This window comes from Bacteroides sp. HPS0048 (assembly GCF_964240755.1).
Taxonomy (GTDB): Bacteria; Bacteroidota; Bacteroidia; order Bacteroidales; family Bacteroidaceae; genus Bacteroides; species Bacteroides nordii.
The window spans coordinates 175,486-196,902 of record NZ_CAXSVC010000005.1; the positions used below are offsets into that span (position 1 = coordinate 175,486).

Here is a 21,417-nt window from a genome sequence, read left to right on the forward strand (position 1 = left end):
TATAAAAAAAATGTTATTCCATCTGATCGGTGAAACGTTTAATAATATTGTATGCCGAAACAATACCCAGTTCACCTGCCTTACTCAAATCTGTAATACCTTGCTTATTATTACCCAGGAAAATATGGGTCAATCCACGGTTATAATACGCATCTGCAAAATCATGATTCAACTCGATGGCTTTGTCATAATCGACCAATGCAGAACGATAATCTTTCAACATTGCCGACACATTGGCACGATTGTAGTAAGCATAAACGAAATCGGGTGCCAAAGCAATCACACGGTTTAAGTCTGCTATTACCGCATCATAATCTACCGCGCCGATCTCCTTATGAGACGAATCGATACCCTGTTTGGCACTTGTAGCTTCTTCGGCTTTTTGATACTCCAACTGTTTACAACGCACCAAAGCTCTCATAAAGTAAGCAGGGAAGAATGTATCATCCAGCAAGATGGCTTGTGTCAGGTCGTCAACCGAACTTGTAAAATCTTGTACAAGATAAAAATCGAGCGCACGGGCAAAACGTTTCGCAGCACTCTTCTCATCTTCCACAATGGCAGAAGTATGAGCATCGATCAATGCAAAATGGAACTTAACCTGCTCTTCAGTCAATGGCGCTTCCATATTAGTGAGACGCAGGCGCTTCGGGAATATACCCGTCTGGTTCAGTTCATCAATGTAGGTATGATAGTTTACGGAACGCTTCACATCACTCATCTTCTCATAATAAGTAAGTGCAAACATCGGTTCGGGCTTGATATTCACGTTGCGATCCTGTACCCTGCCCCGGTAATCGCTCTTGTACTGCCGTTCCTGTTCAGAATCGTCTGCTATCACTATCTTACGATAGTTATTCATATTTTTATCCGACTTCTTACGTGTCTTGCCTTCGTCTTCCTCATCTTCATTATTCTCAGCCTTATCATCTTTATTATTTTGTGCCACATCTTTATTTGACACACCATTCTGACGATCGAGCTGCATCTTCATAATTTTGAAATCATCCGCTTCGGCTCCTTTACGATCTCCTATTTTCTTTCTGGCTTCAGCACGCTGATAATAACCGGCCAGGAAGTTAGGATACTGATCAATAACTGTAGTATAATCCTTGATCGCTCCCCGGTAATCTCCCGTTTGTGCACGCAACAATCCACGGTTAAAGGTAGCCATCATATTATCCGGTTCTATTTCAAGCACAAAGTTAAAATCTTCAATAGCACGGTTATCATCTCCCACTTGTGCACGCAGCAAACCACGGTTATAATGCCCGATAAAATTGTTTGGATCTATATCTAAAGCGAGGTCATAGTCGCTCATGGCCCCTCTCAGATTGTTTTGATGGAAGCGAGCCAAAGCACGATTAATATAATTCCCGGCATTCCGGGCACTCAAGCGAATAGCCTGGTTGAAATCGGACTCGGCCTCTGCATACTTGGATTGTTGTAACTGTACAATAGCCCGCGACGACCATGCATCCGGATCATATTTATCCAGTTCGATAGCTGTATTAAAATCATTCAGTGCCCTGATAGTATCCTGCTGTTTTAAAGCCACTTCACCACGCATAAGATAGGCTCGTGTATATTTGGGAGATATAGCCAATAATTTACCCAAATCTTCTTCTGCAGCTTTATAATCTTTTTTCTGAATATGGCATAGAGTCAGATTGTGCCATAACGTAACATTCTCCGGGGCATAAAACAGGGCTTTCTGATAATCCTCAATCGCACCATCATACTTATTCTGCCGGATACGGGCCAACCCTCGAATCTGGTAAGCTCCCACTACAAAAGGATTACGCTCGATAGCTTTATCACAATCAGCCTCCGCACCCTGAAAATCATCCAGATTTATTTTAGCCAGGCCTCTGAAAAAATAAGGCTCGTACAAATAGGGTTTCGCATTGATTACCTGATTAAAATATTGGATAGAGAGTACGTAGTCTTCAAAATAAAGCGCATTACGGGCAATCATCATTACCCGCTCTGTATTTATTTGAGCATACATTAGTGTAGGCAGTAGCATAAGTGCTACTAATATCTTTTTTATCATTGGCCTTTGAATACTACTTAATAAGTGAAACAAAAGTAATGCTTTTCGGCTATTAAACAGGGATATTGGTTAACTTTTTATATTTTTTGAGTATTTAGCCAAGAAGATTTACAATTTGACGATTTACAATTTACGATTAAAGTTACTTTTTTTTATAAATAAAACATTTATCAATCGTAAATAGTAAATCGTCAAATTGTAAATCGTCCAATCGTAAATCCCCCTTACTTCACTTGTTTCATCTTATATGAGCTACGGGCTTTTCCTTTCAGCATTGTATTCAGCTTTCCTTTTATCATCTGTTTACGAAGCGGAGAAATGTGATCAATAAACATTTTACCATCCAGATGATCAAACTCGTGCTGCATCACACGAGCCAGATAGCCTTCTACCACCTCATCGTGTTCAACAAAATTCTCGTCCATATACTTCACATGTATACGGTCTCCCCTTTTCACTGTTTCATGAATACCCGGAAGACTGAGGCAGCCCTCCTCCATTGCTACTTCGTCTCCTCCCACTTCGAGTATGTGAGGATTAATATAAGCACGATTAAAATCTTTAAACTCCGGATAATCTTCTGATAACGGATCCAATGTTATGGTTACAACCCGGATAGGGAGTCCGATTTGAGGAGCAGCAAGACCAACCCCATCGGCATGAACCATTGTTTCAAACATGTTCTCTATCAGTTTTTTCAGCTCCGGATAATCGGGCGTAATATCTTCGGCCACCTTTCTCAATACAGGCTGGCCGTATGTGTAAATTGGTAAAATCATATTTCTTTCTTATTCCTTATTTATATTATACGGTTGTCTCTTTACTAAAAACGTTTACTTTCGAGATATGTTTGCAAGATAATAGTAGCACTGATTTCATCTACCAAAGCCTTATTCTGACGATCTTTCTTTTTCAACCCGGCCTCCAGCATCGTGCGATGTGCCAACACAGAAGTAAAACGTTCGTCTACAAACTCAACAGGCATTTCCGGTAATTTTTTCTTCAGCAAACGGACAAAAGGTTCAATATACTTCATATTTTCAGAAACCTCATTATTCATCTGTTTGGGCAAACCAATAATGACACGTTCTACCGGTTCTTTTTGTACATAACCTGCTATAAAGTCCAGTAACTCATGCGTAGGCACAGTTGTCAGCCCATTTGCGATAATCTGCATTGTATCGCTAACAGCAAGCCCTGTACGTTTCCTACCATAATCTATTGCTAATATTCTACTCATAATTGGGGTACAAAAATACGATTATTATTTTGATTACATCTCATTAAGGTACAAAAAAAGGACGTCTGCAACAGACGTCCTTTCTCTCATTCAGAGCTTTCGCTCTATAGAACCCATATTTTATTCCAGAATCACTACACGGTTCAGGAAGTTCTTACCGAACATATTGTCAGTTCCACCGAAGCCAACCAGTTCAAGCTGATCTTTGCTTACGCCTTCTTTAACAAGTGCGTCGTAAACAGCCTGAGCACGTGCTTCAGACAGTTTCTGATTCCACTTAGAGCTACCGGTTGCCTTGTCAGCATATCCGGCAATCTTGTATTTCTTATCCGGATTAGCCTTCAGGATCTTAGCTGCCAACTGGATGTTAACCATGCCATAGTCGTCAATCTTAGACTTGCCAATCTGGAAGAAAATAGCACGAGGACCGGCTACTTCTACTTCCTTCACAACTTCCTTAGTCACAGGTTTCGCATTAGCCAATGCATTCTTTGCATCTGCTAAATCTGTCTGAGCCTGTGCCAGTTCGTCGCGATATCTGTTCAATTCATCATTGATAGCGCTCTGGTCTACTTTACCTCCTGCAACAAATTTCTTACCGCCGAATGTATAAGTGAAACCAGCTGTTAAGTGCAGATAACCGTCTGTACTTGCACTACTATATGCACCCAAGATAGCAGGAGTCACCTGTCCACGAGCTTCTATATCAATAGCCCATTTAGGGTTGATGTTAAATTTAGCTCCCAAACCGACACTTGCTCCTACAAGCCAACGCAACTCATGATCGTTCGGAGTTGTCTTTGCAGGATCTATCTTAGTTTCATACAAAAGACTTCCGTCAGGCTGAACTACACCTTCACCGGTTGAATATCCGAGCTGCCAGCCATCATAGTTCTTAACGACATTCATAGAAGGACCAACAAAAAGCATTCCTTCGAATACACGTCCAGGTTTGTAACCACAGAACAAATTGGTCAAGTTCAACATTCCGTCCAGGTTGACACCAACATAGTTTTCTTTACGTTTTACCTTGTTACCCGTTTGCAAAAACGGATATGCAGTAAACTGTTTGGATTGCCATCCATAAACCTGTCCACGAAATCCCCAGATAGGATTGATAAATTTACCCACCGATACATTGATCAGCGGAGTAATGGATTTGCTAAATTTGGAATCCGGATTGGTTGAAGCCTGTGCTCCTACTCCTACGCTCACAAAGATATTGTCCTTCCAGTTTTCACTGTAGTACTTCTCTTTTTCCTGAGCAGACACCGAAGCAGCAGTCCCCGCCAACAATAAAGATAATATTACTAACTTATTTTTCATTGTTTTTTGTTTTTAATATTCAACTCTTTTTATTCTTATTCACTTTCATTCCTTGCAACAGCCTTATTTCAGGCAAAACCTGAACATCAACCCACCAGTGAAATACTTCATTTTCTGAAACTCCACCTGCGCATGCAAATGATTGAACAGCAAATAGGTGGCACCCAGTGCAAAATCCTTCGAATCATATTCGGCAATTAACCGCAACTGCGGATGAAAAGACGGATTATATGTAATACCTGCCGCAATTCCATTTAAATGGTAATCTTTTCTCCTATTATATAAATAAGAGAGGTGTACCCCGATTGTCTCTTTCCCCAGTTGAATGTGCTTAGTTGCAGCTAAATAAAAACGGCTGTAATATCCATTTCCACCCGTAGGAGCTACCACTTCACCAGAAGATGTGAACGGATCCGAAGTTCCTATCACCACAGCCGGTGTGTATTTCCAAAACTGGCCTTCCTTTAAAGCACGCAACCGGATTGAGAAATACCGATCCTGATTCGTAAACCCTGTATAACCATAAGGTTTTAGTCCCAATGCTTCAGCTTTGAAAAGCGTACAGGTATACGCTACTTCCAGCCAGGGCATTATAGTTACATTCAGGTAATAATTGTACGTGTGGTAATACCACTTAGGAGGAGTTATCTCCTTATTCATAAAATTGGCACCCAGCATTACTGTTTTATCTTTCTGCATCTCTGCCGAAGGAGCATGCAGCAATCCTGTGGTTCCATAGGTTAATTGAGCTGAAAGCATATATGGTATACTTATAAGCAGTAATACTATGTAAATGCGCTTCTTAGCCATTTCTTCACTTATTTATATTTATATGCTTTCAGCCTATGCTATTTATTCAGCATCAATAATACCACCACCGGAAAGGTTGTCATTTCCATGACCATGGCTATGTCCGTGTCCATGTCCGAATGTATAAGTTTCAATACCTACAATTACATGATCAGCGGTCTTAACAGTTACTGTTACCGGTTTCTCATTGATAGTAAACGTGTAAACAGTAGTCAGATAAACTTGCTGAGTTGTAACTTTTTCAAGGCAAGTCCATGGATCAATTGTTTTATTCTCTTCTCCGGAAACTGTTGTAAAAGGCTCAGCAACAATACCTTTTTCTTCCATATAAGCTTTTATAACAGAAGTAACTACAGCATTTGCTTTACTATCTGTAAATCCAGCAGATGTAGCAGCCTCTTCTATTGAAGATATTTCAGTACCTTTCTTTTGGTTATATTTTACTGTTACTGTAATAGCATTTTCAGTATCATTCTTTTTACCAACTACAGTTTCTACAACAGCATCTTTTACTTCGTTAGAAGTGCCAACAGAGCTTTCGCTATTAATAACAGCTTTAAATTTAGAGAAGTGACTTATATTCATAGTATATACGCCATCACTTCCACGTACAACATCACCTTCTGAATCTCCCCATTTACCATCTTTTTCGTAAACAAGTTTCATTGTACCCAACTGATTAGCCCAAATATCGTTAAACTTAACAGCAATAGGCTCACTAAACTTAATTCCATCAGGAGTACCTTCATATACTCTCATAGCCTCTTCATCCGATGCCTCTTCACCAACCAGACGCTGAATATTAACTTCAACATCTGCAAAATCTACGACTTTACCATCAGGCAATGTAATTGTCGTACCTTTTTTAACTGCAGCAACATCACCATCTGTACCAGCAATTTCAGTATCTTGTCCCGGTACAATCGGAGTAGAGCCTTCCTGAGCATTGGTATTCAAAAGTACACCAAGAGAAGTCATATCATCTGCAAAGTTCTTTGTTACAGTATTTTGACTTCCATCAGTACGCTCATAAGTAACAAACAATTTATAATTTGCAACTTCTTCTTTTTTAACCTTAAAGGCAAAATGACTTGTATTGGTAACAATTGATTCAGGCACATCCACACCGTCTTTAGCCACCCACGCTTTTACAACATTCACCAAATTACCATTAGAAGCATTTGTAAAGTCAGCAAACAGCATTGTATATTCTGTCATATCACCTATTAAAGGCATATATGCAGAAACAACTACCGTAAGATTAGGATCACCTTTTGGTACATATACTTTATTTAAAGAAACCAAAGTAGTGAAATCCTGCAATGTCTTCTGAGCACCTGCAGCCACTTTCTCTACAACATTCAGTGTATAAACACCATATTCAAGATCCTCAAAACCAGCTACTGCTACACCTTCTTTAGTTATTGTAGCTTCGTATCTTGACGGATCAAGCAAAGCCATTGCCTCACCACCATATGCCTGAACTTTTATGTTATACTTAGCAACTTCTTCAGTTACAACAGCATTAGGTTTCAAACCAATTGTTTGAGTATAAACAGCCGACTGTCCGGGTTTTATCGGTGCAACATTTACAGAACGAGTAAATTCCTGATCTTCATTATACCCCTTTACTTTCACTGCAATAACATTAGTTTCCGCTTTCACAGCTACAGTAAAAGAGCCATTAGTCAAGGTTACATCAACATTATTCACTTTTACATAATCTCCGGCTGCAGCATCCAACTTAAGATTCTGCATTGTCGATGCATCAATCACTGTACCATTTAAAGTATAAGTAGCTTCTGGCAATACAGTCTCTCCTATTGGAGCATCCATATCCAAGCCATCGTCTTTATAACATCCGGTTAAAAGAGCCCCAGATAAAGCTACAATAGCCAATGCCATTTTAGCATTAATACCATTAAAAAAACTTTTCTTTTTCATCTCAATAAAATTAAAAATTTAGTAATTCTGATTTAATAAAATATGGGTTAAAACTATTATTCTGCATGATATTCTCACCAGGACTCGTTCTGTATCCTTTATAATAATACCGTTCATTTCCTGCATTATAGGCTATCCCCATGTTTTTAGACGGAGTCACACGTGGAATATACCCCTTACGTTTGTACCTATATGGCGGAAGAGCAACCTGGAAGCGAAAACCTCCATTAGCCCTCACTCCTTCTGCTTTCATAGCATAAAAGCCTATAGACGTATATCGAAAATGCCTTATTATATCAAGACGTACCCCTTTCTCACCTAATAAATATTGCTCGGCCTTCAAAGTGGTCTGCAAATTAAACTGGGGCCAATAAAAACTGCCCCCAATACTCCACGTAAGCCTTTGTTTGCTTCCATATACATATTCAAAACCATCCCAATAATAAGTCCCAGTTGTCCCTATTCGTCCCTCTACACTAAAACGTTCATCCTTGAATGGATGAAACAGCTTCAAATCAACCCCATATCTCCCAGCATTAAAAGTACCAACTGCCAAGGTACCCCATATATTATAAGGTAGCCGAACAGTTTGCTGCAGAGTAAGAAATCCCGGGTGTACTTTACCCGCACGTGTTCCATACCCATCATTATATACCGGAATCACCACTTGCGCAGTCAACTTCATCCCTTTCCAAAACGAAACTTCAATAGCCGGAGACAAATTAAACAGCACTTGATAAATCTGAGTTATTACCAAATTCTTTAATGATAACTCAGGGTATATTGTAACATCCACTTTAAATAGTGAACTATTTTTTTTCTTTCCTTTAACCTGTTTTCTCCAGTTTTTTCCAAGGTTATAGCTAACTTCCCAGTCTTTCCGATCAATCTCAGAAATACTATCAGCAACTGTTGGCTGATAATACAATGATATCTGAGGAACGTTATTGTCCAAAAAAATTAACCTACATGGCTTATTCTGTGGTAAACCCATCCTTTGGACAACGTCAACAGCTTTGCCGATTCCTACTCCATTCAGGCGGTAGGCCGTATTCTCCATCACATAAACACGTTCCTTATCATCTTCATGCCAGCCGACATTCTCAAAACCCATTCCAACTAAAGTGTTAACAGTCTCTTCTCCTGTTTGGCTCATTCCCTTTGAGGAAAGCAAACAGAATAAAAAGATCGCTATACAGCGTATTATATCGCTATTATTTAGGCCTTTCCACATGTAAGAGACTTTATATCCCATTCTTTAGTTTTATCTTAAGTGTCATCTTTATGATGCGAAATACGACGCAAAAATAGGTACATTTTTAATAATACCAAAGAATTTTACACGAAAAATCAAAATATTGTATTATATTTTTTATTCTTGTTACGGATTTCTCAAAATAGATACCAAATCGGTAATATTCTTTCTGAATGTTACAAAGAATAGCGCTATTTAAGGTGGTTGCAACTGTACAAATGAAGGTAAAAATGTAGTTCAATAAAGAAAGGAAAAGAGTATCAATGTTGTCTTTAATTACCATGCAATAAGAGTTTATTATATCATAGAACCAAAAGTACGTACTTCTATACTCCAAAAATACGTATTTAACTATGACTTAAATACGTACTTTATATACATAAGAGTACGTACTTTTATAGTCAATGATATATATATTCTCTAAATACTGATAATCAGCATTATGTTATCTCAGGAATGAGGGCAATTGCTTTACTCTTGCTCTCATCTACAATCTTTGCATAGATCTGAGTTGTCTGGATATTTGTATGTCCTAACAATTTAGAAACTGTATATATATCAGCTCCCAAAGTGATCATCATAGTTGCGTGGGTATGTCTCGCAACATGAAAAGTAATATGTTTTTGTATCCCTGCATCCTTTCCCCAGCGAGATAATATTTCATTGGTTCTTCCCAAGGATATCAAACCATTAAAAACCCGTTCGGTATCCAATGCTTTACCTCTCTCGGGTAACTGTTTTAATGCTTCAGGACTAAGAGGAAGAGATATTATTTCTTGAGTCTTTTGCTGTATTATATGTAATTGAGTATTACCAGCTTTATCTTTCCTGAGATTCTCCCAGGTCAATGCAGCAATGTCCGAGTGTCTTAATCCACAAAAACAGCTGAATAAAAAGGCTCTTTTTAACATTTCATTATAGAAATGAGTTTGAGACAACAACCGTATTTCGTCCATGGTCAAATATTCCCGTTCAGTTCTTTTTCGTTTAGGTTTATCTTCATTTTTTATTTTATTCATCGGGTTTGTAGATAAAACATCTTCAACAACTGCATATTTTAGGCAATAGTTTAACTCTTTCAGATAGCATATCTGGCTATTCACATTGATCAACTTTTCTTTTTTACTATGTTTCTGAGTTGCAGACTTTAAGTACTCCATAAACCCTAATATGTAGTCTTTATCAACAGCTTTTAATGAAATTCCACTTTTATCATATCTCTGAAGATGGTGAATCAAGGTATTCATCAAAGCTCGTTTTGCCTTTTGAACCATGTCTCTATTTGCCAAATAGCCTATATAGTCAGTAAGTAGCATATTTGACCTATTCTTATTTGCATCGAAGCCAAATTTGCCATTTTGTAACGCTATAATTTTCTGAGCTTTAATAGCATTAGCCAACTTAAGCGTTTCTGCATTTCTATCCTTATCTATCCGGCTATTTTCCGGAATAATATAAAGTTTTAAAAATTCATATCTTCGCTTTTTATCCATATAAATATCGAGATAAAGTGATAAACACCCATTCGACAATTGTTTTGACCGAAGTTTAATCGGTTCTTTTATTCTAAGTTTCTTTTTCATATCTGTCTACTAACCTATCATTAATATATACACCTTTCTGTTCGGAGTAACAAACTGGTAACATCCTTCATAAAGGGTAATTAGAACGTAGTACTTATTTCTATTGTTTATGCTATAACGTTTATTACTATTAGGACTAATTTATAAGGAATAAAGTATTACAATGCAATGACCTGTTTTATACGTCTATATATGGTTTCTCTTGAATTTAGGTAATGAATTATTCTTTATAAGGTAAAGAAAAAAAATATGAACCTCCATATGTAAATAAATAGTAACATGTTGGTAACAGTAATACTACTATTATAGCTGATATAACGTTCTTTATATCTATTTATTTTCTTGTAATAAAATTGCATAATACACTGTGGTGTAATAAACTACTATTGTTTAGTAGGTTTGTGGTTATATCTAACTACATATCCACAGAATAAGCCATGCAGACTTATTTTTCTGGATAATAACATTCCGCAAATTTCGCTTTATTATCAGCCAGTTATAGGCGATAGTATTTCTGAAATTAATCGACAAGACTGGGAAGTTAATTATAATCTGGGCAAAAACTGGAGACAAGCAACAAAAGGTAAGAAAAAAAACAGTTCACTGTTTAAAGTAGATATAGTGGTTTATCCGGAATTATACTTTAAGAATGTGGTTATCACACAAATTTATCAGGTATTATTCAACCTGTCACCAGCAATAGAGGTCTCTCTTTGGAAAGGAATGAAGTTTACCACACAAATGATATTGCCAATATATAATGATGGATACCCGAATGGATACGGGAAAGTACGTCCGGGATTTGTTGAACTGGCACAAAGTATAAGACTACCTTATAATACATTTGCCAGACTTGCAATAGGGCACTTCAATAATGATAGATATGGCATGGATTTACAAATGACTCACCACTTGATATGGGATGAAAGATTTACCATTGAAGGGCGTGTTGGATATACAGGAACTGGATATTGGGATGGATTTACATTGTATTACGGAACCAAAAGACGTGTAACCTGGTCTGTAGGAGGAAGTTTTTACTGGCCTAAATACAACGTAGAAACATCTTTAAAAGTAGAACAATATTTATTAGGTGAAAAAGGAGTCAGAATTGACTGTATCCGTCACTTCCGTTATGCATCTATTGGTTTTTATGCAATGAAAGCCGATGGAATTAAAGCTAATGGAGGTTTCCGTTTTCAGATAACTCTTCCACCTTATAAATATAAACGCAAGGGGTATATACCGCGCATAACTACTTCTAATAACTTTGGTATAGCCTATAATGCAGGAAATGAGCGATATTATTATAAAGGATATAAAGCTACGCCCTATGAAAACATAATGCAGAATAATAGTTTTAACCCATATTTTATTAAATCAGAATTATCTAATTATTAATTTTAATTTTATTGAGATGAAAGTGAAAAGTAAATTTTTTAGTCTTAACGCTAAGTTAGCGTTAATGTTAGTAGCAATTTGCGGTATGTTCGCAAGTTGTTACGAAAAAGAGGAAATTGATGTACCGACACCAAGTACAACACCAGCCAAATATTATGTAAAAGGTATCGTTACAGATGCTACAACTGGCGCCGTAATGACTGCTTTTACTGTAAATGGTCAATCATTTACTCCGGCAAATGGTGAATACTCACTCCAACTTGAAGCAACCGGAGTGCAGACTATTACTATCAAAGCGGATAACTACATTACATTAAGTAAATCTATTGATGTAAAAGCATTGCCCAACGGAGAAACAGGAACTTATGTCGTAGATGCAGCACTCGAACCGGTAGCAATAGACATACCAGATCCGGAATACATGACTAACCAATATAATATTAATGGAACTTTATATGACATAGATGGTAACAAGGTTAAATTTGCAACAGGTGACAAAGTTACTATCGAAGACCAGACAGTGAAATATAATGTTGGCGAAAGTACATTTACTGTTGAAAATGTTACTCCAGGTAACTACATCGCTTTTGTAAATGTAGCAGGATATACAAAAACCTACGCACAGATTGTTATTACAGAAGCTCCTTTGAAAGAAGGTACAGGAGTCAATACTATCGTAACAAGAGCAAACGTTGTTTTACAGAAGATCGCAGAAGAACCGGAACCAGAACCAACAGCTAAATATTACATTGAAGGCAACATCTGGGGAGCAAATAATGTGATAGTAGACGGAGCAACTGTTGAGATTAGCTTAACTAATGGTCAGTCATTCACACCAAGTATCAATAACGGTTACTACAAACAAGAAATTCCTGCAGAATATGTAGGTCCTACTGTATTGGCAACTGTGAAAGTAAGCAAATCTACTTATTATCCGTTTGCATGTAGCTTCCTGATGGTTCCCGTATCAGCAGGCCAGACATCAGTATCCACTGTAAATATAACTTTGATTCCAATCAATAAGGATACAACTGAAGATGGCTCTATTGGTGGTAACACTAATTTGAATCCAGTAGAAAATGGAAAAACAGAGGTTAAAGATAAAGATGTTATCGCACAAGAAGAGGCTACACCGGTTGTAAAAGAAGACGGAACTGAAGTTAAAGTAACAATAAACGATGTTCTCGATGCAATGGAAGAAGCAACAGGAGAAACCGTTACAGCTGATAAAATTACTACTGTTACAACGACGACCGAATTAAATAAAGACTTGGTTTCAGACATCGTAAATGCTGACGGAACAGTTCAACAGGTTAAAGATATTGTTTCATTACCAACAAGTGCCGTAGTTATTTATACTCAAAACGAAGGTGAAGGTAGCACAGTAGCACAGAACATCAACGTATCTCGTGACCTTGCAACAGAAAAAGCAGAAGCAGCTGTACGTACTTATGAAGGTACACCAAAGGGTGTTGTCTTTGCTACCCCATTAAATATCACATTTGGATCTGAAATTGCTACAACAGAAAAAGCTGACTATCTATTGCCTGTATTATATTACAATGAAACAAACAAAACATGGGTAGAAGATAAAGTGCAAGGTGTTGTAAACTATGCAATGCCACAAGATAACGGCCAGTTCAAAGCTGAAATCCGCCACTTCTCCAAATTCAAATTTGGTTTCACATCAAAGATTGACAAGAGTAAAGAAGAAGCTCCTTTAGCTGAAGAATTCAAACCGTATCCATGCTTCACTGGCAACTACGATCAGATTATTACTGTAAAAGGCCAGTATAAGGGTGGTAGCAGATATATTGGTAACACACCTCAGTTGGAAGCAGATGCAAAACTCACAGGAGTGAAAGAAAGTACCAAAAAACATGTAGTTGAACTTTTACAGAAGATGATCAAAGCAGATAACATGAACATTCTGCCTCAGCCAAACTATAAGGATGTCGCTTTCTCTCAGGATATGAGTATTTCGCCTAATCAACAAATTGAAGGTTTCACTATCACAAGAAGTGAAAAAGAAACTACATACTCCATTACAGTTATCAAGGCTGACAGAACTCCTGTCACATTGACTGTAACTATAGCTTCTGTTGTTTCTTACAAGATCGCTCCAAAACAAACTCCAAGTCATGGTCACGGTCATGGAGACGACCTGAATACAGGTGGTGGTATTGTTGACCTGGATTAATTTTGTGAGTACTAAGTAATTGAATCGAAAGCATTTATAATGTATAAAATGAGTTTAAAACGAATCTATATTGTACTATTACTTATAAGTATACCTTATATGCTTTCGGCTCAATTAACCTATGGAACCACAGGATTGCTGCATGCTCCTTCGGCAGAGATGCAGAAAGATAAAACAGTAATGCTGGGTGCCAATTTTTTAAATAAGGAGATAACTCCTCCTACATGGTACTACCATACGTATAATTATTACCTGAATGTAACTATAATGCCCTGGCTGGAAGTAGCGTATACCTGTACGCTTTTCAAAGCCGAAGCATTGGGACTAAAACCTTATGGTTATACAGGGTTTACGAATCAGGACCGGTATTTCTCAGTCCGATTGCGTGCTTTGAAGGAAGGCCAATTCTGGAAGTATACGCCTGCAGTAGTTTTAGGGACCTCAGATCCTTTTACTTCATCAGGAGATGTGATAGCTTCCGATAAGGGGAACGGATATTACAGTCGCTTTTATATAGCTGCGACCAAACATATCCGGATAGGTAAAGAAACACTTGGTGTTCATCTCTCCTATCTTTATAACAGGAGAATAGAATATCATTTGAACGGCATTGCAGCAGGTATTACCTATAATCCGTCTTTCCATCCACAGCTACGACTGATAGCCGAATATGATTCGAAAGATTTTGCGTTAGGAGCCACTTATCTGCTTTTTAATCATCTTCATGCACAGATAGAATTGCAAAGGATGAAATATTTCACAGGAGGATTGACCTTTCAATTCCGGTTGAAATAAAAAGAGATAAGAAAGAGTTGAAATATTAAAAATTAAAAACAATGAAAAGCAAAGTAGTAATATTATCTTTACTGTTGACCGGAGCAGCCATCTCAGCTTCTGCGCAGACCAAAGAGAAGTTCTATACCGAAAGGGCTAAGGACAATATCTTTATCAGTGTGGGTGCCGGAGCACAAGGATGTGTAAATCCGAACAACTTTGATTATGGCTTTGGACATGCCATAACTCCGCTGATCCATGTATCAGTAGGAAAACTAATCAACCCCGTATGGGGAGTGCGTGCTCAGGTAGCCGGCATGTGGAGTACACTGTATACTGACTACAACAGAGTGAAAGGCGATTATGCCGAATACAAGAACAAGAAATACTTCACACTGCGTGCAGACGCTATGTACAACCTCAGCAATGCTATTGCAGGTTACAATCCGGATCGTCTGTTCAATGTTTCTGTATTTGCAGGTCCGGGACTGACTTTTTCAAAAACGTATGGCGACATGAACAAAATGAATGCGCTGGTCAACGGTTCAGTTGGCTTGGCAGGACAGTTCAACGTAAGCAAATACATCGACATTAATATTGAAGCAAGAGGCGAAGTTTCTCCTTCTATATTTGGTAAATACAGTAGTGCATATACAGACGGTGCAGTTTCTCTGACTGCCGGTGTAACTTACACATTCGGCGGTAAGAAATTTGTATCTTGCAACTCTAAGGTAGACCAGAGCGCTATCAATGATGAATTGAACAGATATCGCGACGAACTGGCACAGGCTCAGACAGATTTAGCAGATGCAAAGAATGCATTGGCTAATGCGAAACCTGTGACTAAGGAAGTTGTGAAGGAAGTAGAAGTAGCCGGTCCTCGTGCTATTTTCTTCCAGATTGGCAAGTCTAAGATTGACGACTATGGTATGGTTAACATCCAGTTGGCAGCTAAGATCCTGAAGGCTAATCCGGATAAGAAATACAAGATTGCCGGATATGCCGACAAGGCAACCGGTAGCTCTAAGTGGAATCAGAAACTGTCTGAAGCACGTGCTCAGGCTGTTTACGACGCACTTGTTAAAGAAGGCGTAAGCAAAGATCAGCTTGAACTGGTTGGTTTCGGTGGAACTGACAATATGTTCGGTAAGAACTTCCTGAACCGTGTAGTGATTCTGGAATAAACGCTGAAATCAGATACAAACTAAAGTTTTTAATACCAAAAGGCTATCCCACTAAATTTTGTGAGATAGCCTTTCTTATATCCAACTATTTTAAGGAAACCCCATCTTATTTTTGCAATCAATGGCTATTTACATTATCTTTGCGCCCCTAAAAAACAAACAATTAATATGATTAATAACAAAATCCTCAAACTTATCGGTTTGTTCATTTTGGGTATGTGGAGTTTACAGGCTTGTACTGATAGTAACTCTAATGAGCTCCCTACAGATAAAGTGCCGGATAATCCTTACGGCTTAATAAAGGTTACAGAGAATGATCTGGCACCTGACGTATTCAAACTTATGTTGCAGGACGACGAACCTTCAACTACGTATTTTGACAACAGCCAACGTTTCTTTTACGTCAATCAGCCTCTGCAAGTGAGTATTAACGAAAAGCAGGAACTATTCATCCGCTTCTATTCGCCCCGTCCCATACATGGAGTAACAATCTGGGCAAAAATCAATGGCTATGATGAAGAGTTTCAATTGGCACAGTTTGATGTAGTGCCTGCCTTCACCGAATATCACCGGGCACTGCCAATGCTCACCGAAAGCAAACGTTATATCACCCGTTCAGGAAAAGAGATACAAATCATGGCTAACCCACATCTGTCAGCATCAGATTTCTCGTTGAAGACAGATTGTGAGGATAGTTATTATCAAAAACTACTCTCTACCAAAAGCAAATACAGGGTGCGTTTTTCTGCCTACAGCCAACAAGGTAGCTGGCAATTCCCCCTACTCGCCGCCCATGCCAGAGAAACGGTAGCTATTATGCTGAACTTTGCCTATATGTTCTCCTCACCGGAATTTGCCGAGGAATTGGAGAAATACAGAGGTAAACTTCATAGTAACAATGATCTGGCAGTGGTAGACATCGACAAATTGCTCAAACAGGTAATCAATCATTCGGGTTTCCTGGTGGGGCATGTGAGTGGAGTAAACGGTCTGGGTGGAGGAGAAACCTATGGACTGAACGAATGGTGCTACCTTGAACACTATGCAGACGACACGAACCAAACCCACACAATTTTTCATGAATTGGGACACTGCCTGGGCTATGGACACGACGGAAATATGACCTATGAACAAACCGGAACGGGATGGATTACCCTTTGTAATAAAGTGTATACCCAGTTGTGTATTGATAAAAAACTTCCCATCTACTCAAGAAGATTTATGCATACACGTAAACAGGGAAAACTGTATGGTACTGCCCGCTACCAACGCTCTAAATACATCATTGAAGATCCGGAACTGGATGCCATAGACGGTGGTCTGGCCCCGGCATTGAAAGACGACAACGAAAACATTGAAGAAGGAACACCCCTCTCCTGCTCTATTTCTTATGAAAACATCCCGGGAGCTACCAAAGAGACTTTTACTCCAAAAGATGTGTGTGTCTACAAAAAACGCATATATATTGTCAATGATGCAAAAGGGAAATACAGTCTGGAGGTCCTGGAAGAGAAAGAAGGAAAACTAACGCATGTAAAAAGTGTAAAAGAGTGGACTGAGAATACAGAAACCAAGACCTTTGCCGGGAAACCTAACGGGGTTACAGTGGCACATGGAAAAGTATATGTCACAAATGAAGGTAGCCGTACAGATGTATTTGACGAGGCTACACTGGAATTTATTACGTGTATAGGTACAGGTAGTTGGGGTGAAGGTAGTACTCAGACAGTACATGCCTTTGATGTACTTGTGCGTCGTGGATGTGTGTTTATCCGGGACAAGAAACGCGTGTGTGTATTCATGGAAGATGATGTTGTAGCAGGTAGTTACAAGAAAGTAGCCAACTATTGCCGCACAATCAATATGGGTGAAGCTATGGGAACTTATGGACAGGCAATGGGAGCTGACGGACTACTCTATATCACCCACCAAGGTAATCGGAAAATTTATGTATTCGACTGTAACGTGATGCGCGAACAAACGGAATGGAAAGCGCAACGGGTAATAGACCTCCCCGCTTCTCATTCTCCCTACGACATTGCTTTTGTTGGCAAACGAATGTTCGTATCATTTGCCACCGGAAAGAATCAACCGGTAGCCCTGGCAGAAGTGAATCAGGAAACCGGAACAATCCTAAAAGATTATACAACCATAGGTGAACATACCTTCCGTAATGTGGAGAAAATAATGCTATCCCGACAAACACTGTTTGTAATAGACCGCACTGAACGTACCATAACCGATATTCCAATAAACGAACTGAACTAAAAGGAAATAATCATGAAAAAAAAGATAATTCATACAAGCCACCTGCTACTGGCCCTGATGATTGCAGGGGCCTGCTCGGAAGAAGATATGTCAGGAGGTATACCACAAAAACCTGAAGAGCCATATACCAGTCATTATTACTACTCCTATGAAGCAGGACAGCAATTATCGGCTGTGGATTTTGCCCTGAACGAGGGTAAATTTACTCCAGGAGCCACCTATATAAAAGGAGATACACTGTTTGTAGCAAACATACAGAACGGACATTACAGCCTAGAGCTGTATGATAAAAAGAAGAAACAACACCTAATATCACTGCGGTCATGGAAGTATGGAAATACTGATCAGAAATTTCAAAGTCCGATAGAAGCCATCGGAGTATCTCCGGCCAATCGTCTGTATGTATTAAGTAGAGAGACTCGCATCGATGTTTTTGCCCTCGAAGACCTGAATTTCATTACGCGCATTGGGACTGGCAGTTGGAGTGATGGAGTAAGCGGATTGTTTCAGGCACAGGCTATGGCGATTTCCCCGGACGGAAAGATTATTGTTCGCACCAAAAGAGAGATTGCCGTTTACCGGGAAGAGGACGTAACTCCGGAAAAATATCAGAAAGTGCCTTTTTATTGTCGAAGTGCAGCAATAGGAATGGATACAAACAACGGATTTAATCCCCATCAGATGGTACAGGATTCTACCGGTATTGTTTATTTGGCAGATTACGGGCAATACGGTAACAAAAAAATTCAGGCAATAGACACTGCACGTATTGAAAAAGGTGATCAAAAAATATTAATAGATGCAGAAAAGACACTCGATACCAACTTCAACCCTTGCGGTATCGCTTTGCACAACGATCAGATGATGGTGTCTGCCAGTAATGGTTCTATCTATATCTATGATCGTACGAAAAAAGAATGGGGAGACGGTTTCAAATCTGTAAACGGTTACACATTTAAAAAGGCAGAAAAACTATTGATAGCGGGATCAAGCCTCTGGGTTTCTGACACCAATACCAAAAAGCTGATAGAAGTAAAAATCTATAAGAATGAAATACGGGAATACGAGTGATAACTTCCTCGTACTTGTGTAATTATACAACTTAAAAACGCAGATTAACGCCAATTTATCGCAGGTATAATTTAATATTTGCGTAAATTGGCGTTAATCTGCGTTTTAACAACAGCTAATTTTAGTTTTGAGACCCTCTTATTCTTTCATCAGTTGTCAACTATCTAATAAACCAGTTTCACATTATCCACCCACAAGGTGTTTCCCGGAGAACCGATATAAGCTCCTCCATGACTGGCAGTAAACTGAAGAATCATGTGAGTGGGCGTTTCATCCTTATCGGCCCATGCCACTTCACGAACCGGTACACTCTCTCCCTTGCTATTGAGCGAATAACGTTCGTCAACCTGTAAGCGCATCATATGAGGTTTATATATAGGACTTCCGGTTATATCACCATAGTGAATCTCATAGGTAGCATTATTATGCCAATCACCGGTATTATAATAATAAACAACCATCGTACCGACACGCTTTGCAAAAATATTACCTTCAGCATCTTCCCAACGCTTTTGTAAAAGCAAAATCGCTGCAGGAAAATCTTTGCCCGGCACATCGGTTATTTTACTAAACCCTGTAGCGCGAATACGGTTTTCGCGATCAGACATCTTCACTTTATAATCAAACTGAAGAGCAATAGGGCGCTTTGTGAACGGAATCCCCATTCCAAGCATTTTGTTGGGGTTTTTGGTACCTTTAATAGGTTCATGTACCGTGCCCAGAAACATAGAACCGGCAGCAAGTACCGTAATATCCACGAGTCCGAACACTTTCACACTTTCCATACGAGTTTCCAGACGTGCACAATATCCACTTCCCCGCTTTTCGGGAAAAACAGATGTATTTGTCTTTGTGACTCCCGCTACTTTCGCCATCACATTGGAAGTAGCCCAAGGAGAACCACCAAGATTCGTATAAGCTTTTGAACCAGCTATGGTTTGGGTAGGCCCGACGGCATATACATTTTTTGTATTTCCACCAATAATGGCAGACTCTTTTATTTCGCGATTTACCCATTGATCCATATCCCCAAACGGGAGCATTTCTACCTTATGTTGCGCCATAACAACAGCCGAGCATAAAGCAATAAAGCCTGTCGTCATCAGACGGCGATATGTTCTCTTTGTCATCCTTTCTCCTTTCTTTTTAAAGACTATAATCCCACTGCTTCAGCGCAAAGTCCCAATTGTCCTGCACTAACTGAACAGTACGATCATCGTACTTATATTTATTTTTCTTATATCCTTTCTTTCCACCTACATACTTTTCTATTGCTTCACGTGCTTCTTCGAAGCCTGGAATAGAGAGTTTCTGATATATATTCTCGGTCATCGCCAAAGCATCCGCTTCAAAATCCTCAAACTTCACTTCAATCAGATTTCCCTCAGGAATATACTGTTTATCGGCTTCGTACTTATGATACAATTTGGCATAAATAGAGAGAATGTTTTTTTCGATCTCCTCGTTGCTGATATCTTCCAGTTTCAAAGGCTGAATAGTATTGGTAAAGAAACTACGTGTAGACTCAAATACTGTGTACGGGTTACGCATCAGATAAATGAACTTTGCATTGGGAAACATCTTCACCAACTCCTTCACACGCCCCGTATGAGGAGGGTTCTTACTCAGGAACTGAGTACCTTGCGTATTCCACAATGAAATCTTTATCAGTTTTTTAAATGTATCTTCAAACACTTTCAGTTCTTCGTCGGGGATACCATCAAACAACAAATACTTATCAGCATATTCTTGCTGGTATTTGGGCAAAAACCAGAAATTATAATATGTATAAGGCATCATATTTGCCAGTGCAAATTCCTCTTCCTGCGGCAGGTCTACAGCCAGTTCCATATTATCGGTCGGGCGTTTATCGGGCATCAGCCAACTCATATTCTTTTTAAAGAAAGGTTGCCCCCACATCATCAGATGTGGAAAAACAGTCTGATAGGTAGTGTTGTACCCAAAGTGTTTGTCACAGGAAAAGACATTGTGTACAAACGTTGTCCCACTACGCCAATGCCCCAATATAAACACCGGATCGTGCTCTAATGGCTTATTGGCCAGAAGCTTTTCGTAACGGCTGTTTTGCAAAGGAGCCAATGTAGAGAGCAGACGGCATACTGCTTTGGTCAAACGATACTTTCCTTTGTAGGCAGCATCGATATCCCTACCAGCGGTTATCGCTTTAAATGTTTTCCAGTCAGCTCCTACCAGGGTGTTTATCGGAAGTTTATTGAATTCAAGTAATCCCATGTTATTTACAATTTACAATTGACTATTTACAATTGACTATTTACCATTTACA

The 21,417-nt window shown here is 39.0% G+C and carries 16 protein-coding genes; 6 read left to right on the plus strand and 10 right to left on the minus strand.

Going from position 1 to position 21,417, the window contains the following annotated elements; all coding sequences use genetic code 11:
- Positions 1 to 13: 13 nt before the first annotated feature.
- From ACESQI_RS06200 to ACESQI_RS06235, 8 genes are all read right to left on the minus strand, one after another.
- Positions 14 to 2,056 carry a tetratricopeptide repeat protein gene (locus ACESQI_RS06200; protein ID WP_195350918.1) on the minus strand — a complete coding sequence of 681 codons (2,043 nt, stop codon included), beginning with the start codon at positions 2,054 to 2,056 and terminating at the stop codon, positions 14 to 16.
- A gap of 224 nt (positions 2,057 to 2,280) precedes the next feature.
- Positions 2,281 to 2,835, minus strand: a complete 555-nt coding sequence (gene def, locus ACESQI_RS06205) for a peptide deformylase (RefSeq protein WP_002561643.1) — start codon at positions 2,833 to 2,835, stop codon at positions 2,281 to 2,283.
- Positions 2,836 to 2,879: 44 nt separating this feature from the next.
- On the minus strand, positions 2,880 to 3,296 hold the full coding sequence (gene ruvX, locus ACESQI_RS06210; RefSeq protein ID WP_195660313.1) for a Holliday junction resolvase RuvX: 417 nt from the start codon (positions 3,294 to 3,296) through the stop codon (positions 2,880 to 2,882).
- 120 nt (positions 3,297 to 3,416) lie between these two features.
- The gene (locus tag ACESQI_RS06215; RefSeq protein ID WP_007485022.1) at positions 3,417 to 4,622 is read right to left on the minus strand and encodes an OmpA family protein; all 1,206 of its coding nucleotides are present in this window, start codon (positions 4,620 to 4,622) and stop codon (positions 3,417 to 3,419) included.
- Positions 4,623 to 4,685: 63 nt separating this feature from the next.
- Positions 4,686 to 5,432 (minus strand): YjbH domain-containing protein, encoded by a 747-nt coding sequence (locus ACESQI_RS06220; RefSeq protein WP_007485021.1) that lies wholly within the window; start codon positions 5,430 to 5,432, stop codon positions 4,686 to 4,688.
- A 42-nt stretch (positions 5,433 to 5,474) separates the two neighbouring features.
- Positions 5,475 to 7,376, minus strand: a complete 1,902-nt coding sequence (locus ACESQI_RS06225) for a DUF3869 domain-containing protein (RefSeq protein WP_195660312.1) — start codon at positions 7,374 to 7,376, stop codon at positions 5,475 to 5,477.
- A 10-nt stretch (positions 7,377 to 7,386) separates the two neighbouring features.
- Complete coding sequence (locus ACESQI_RS06230) at positions 7,387 to 8,631, minus strand: hypothetical protein (RefSeq protein ID WP_195660311.1); 1,245 nt, start codon at positions 8,629 to 8,631, stop codon at positions 7,387 to 7,389.
- A 440-nt stretch (positions 8,632 to 9,071) separates the two neighbouring features.
- On the minus strand, positions 9,072 to 10,214 hold the full coding sequence (locus tag ACESQI_RS06235) for a site-specific integrase (RefSeq protein WP_195660310.1): 1,143 nt from the start codon (positions 10,212 to 10,214) through the stop codon (positions 9,072 to 9,074).
- 399 nt (positions 10,215 to 10,613) lie between these two features.
- On the opposite strand from ACESQI_RS06235, the gene ACESQI_RS06240 reads away from it, so the two are divergent.
- From ACESQI_RS06240 to ACESQI_RS06265, 6 genes are all read left to right on the plus strand, one after another.
- Entirely contained in the window at positions 10,614 to 11,615 is a 1,002-nt protein-coding gene (locus ACESQI_RS06240; protein WP_229127606.1) for a hypothetical protein, read from the plus strand.
- Positions 11,616 to 11,700: 85 nt separating this feature from the next.
- Positions 11,701 to 13,815, plus strand: coding sequence for a hypothetical protein (locus ACESQI_RS06245; protein ID WP_373125568.1), 2,115 nt, complete (start codon positions 11,701 to 11,703; stop codon positions 13,813 to 13,815).
- 39 nt (positions 13,816 to 13,854) lie between these two features.
- Positions 13,855 to 14,610 carry a YjbH domain-containing protein gene (locus tag ACESQI_RS06250; RefSeq protein ID WP_044095454.1) on the plus strand — a complete coding sequence of 252 codons (756 nt, stop codon included), beginning with the start codon at positions 13,855 to 13,857 and terminating at the stop codon, positions 14,608 to 14,610.
- A 41-nt stretch (positions 14,611 to 14,651) separates the two neighbouring features.
- Positions 14,652 to 15,773 carry an OmpA family protein gene (locus ACESQI_RS06255; RefSeq protein ID WP_195660308.1) on the plus strand — a complete coding sequence of 374 codons (1,122 nt, stop codon included), beginning with the start codon at positions 14,652 to 14,654 and terminating at the stop codon, positions 15,771 to 15,773.
- Between the two features lie 168 nt (positions 15,774 to 15,941).
- Positions 15,942 to 18,041: a hypothetical protein gene (locus ACESQI_RS06260; protein ID WP_195660307.1), complete on the plus strand. Its 2,100-nt coding sequence runs from the start codon at positions 15,942 to 15,944 to the stop codon at positions 18,039 to 18,041.
- A gap of 12 nt (positions 18,042 to 18,053) precedes the next feature.
- Positions 18,054 to 19,112, plus strand: a complete 1,059-nt coding sequence (locus ACESQI_RS06265) for a hypothetical protein (RefSeq protein ID WP_195660306.1) — start codon at positions 18,054 to 18,056, stop codon at positions 19,110 to 19,112.
- A 164-nt stretch (positions 19,113 to 19,276) separates the two neighbouring features.
- On the opposite strand, the gene ACESQI_RS06270 is transcribed toward ACESQI_RS06265, so the two are convergent.
- Positions 19,277 to 20,242 carry a PCMD domain-containing protein gene (locus tag ACESQI_RS06270; protein WP_122202245.1) on the minus strand — a complete coding sequence of 322 codons (966 nt, stop codon included), beginning with the start codon at positions 20,240 to 20,242 and terminating at the stop codon, positions 19,277 to 19,279.
- Between the two features lie 16 nt (positions 20,243 to 20,258).
- Positions 20,259 to 21,365, minus strand: coding sequence for a sulfotransferase (locus ACESQI_RS06275; RefSeq protein ID WP_122202244.1), 1,107 nt, complete (start codon positions 21,363 to 21,365; stop codon positions 20,259 to 20,261).
- Positions 21,366 to 21,417 lie beyond the last annotated feature (52 nt).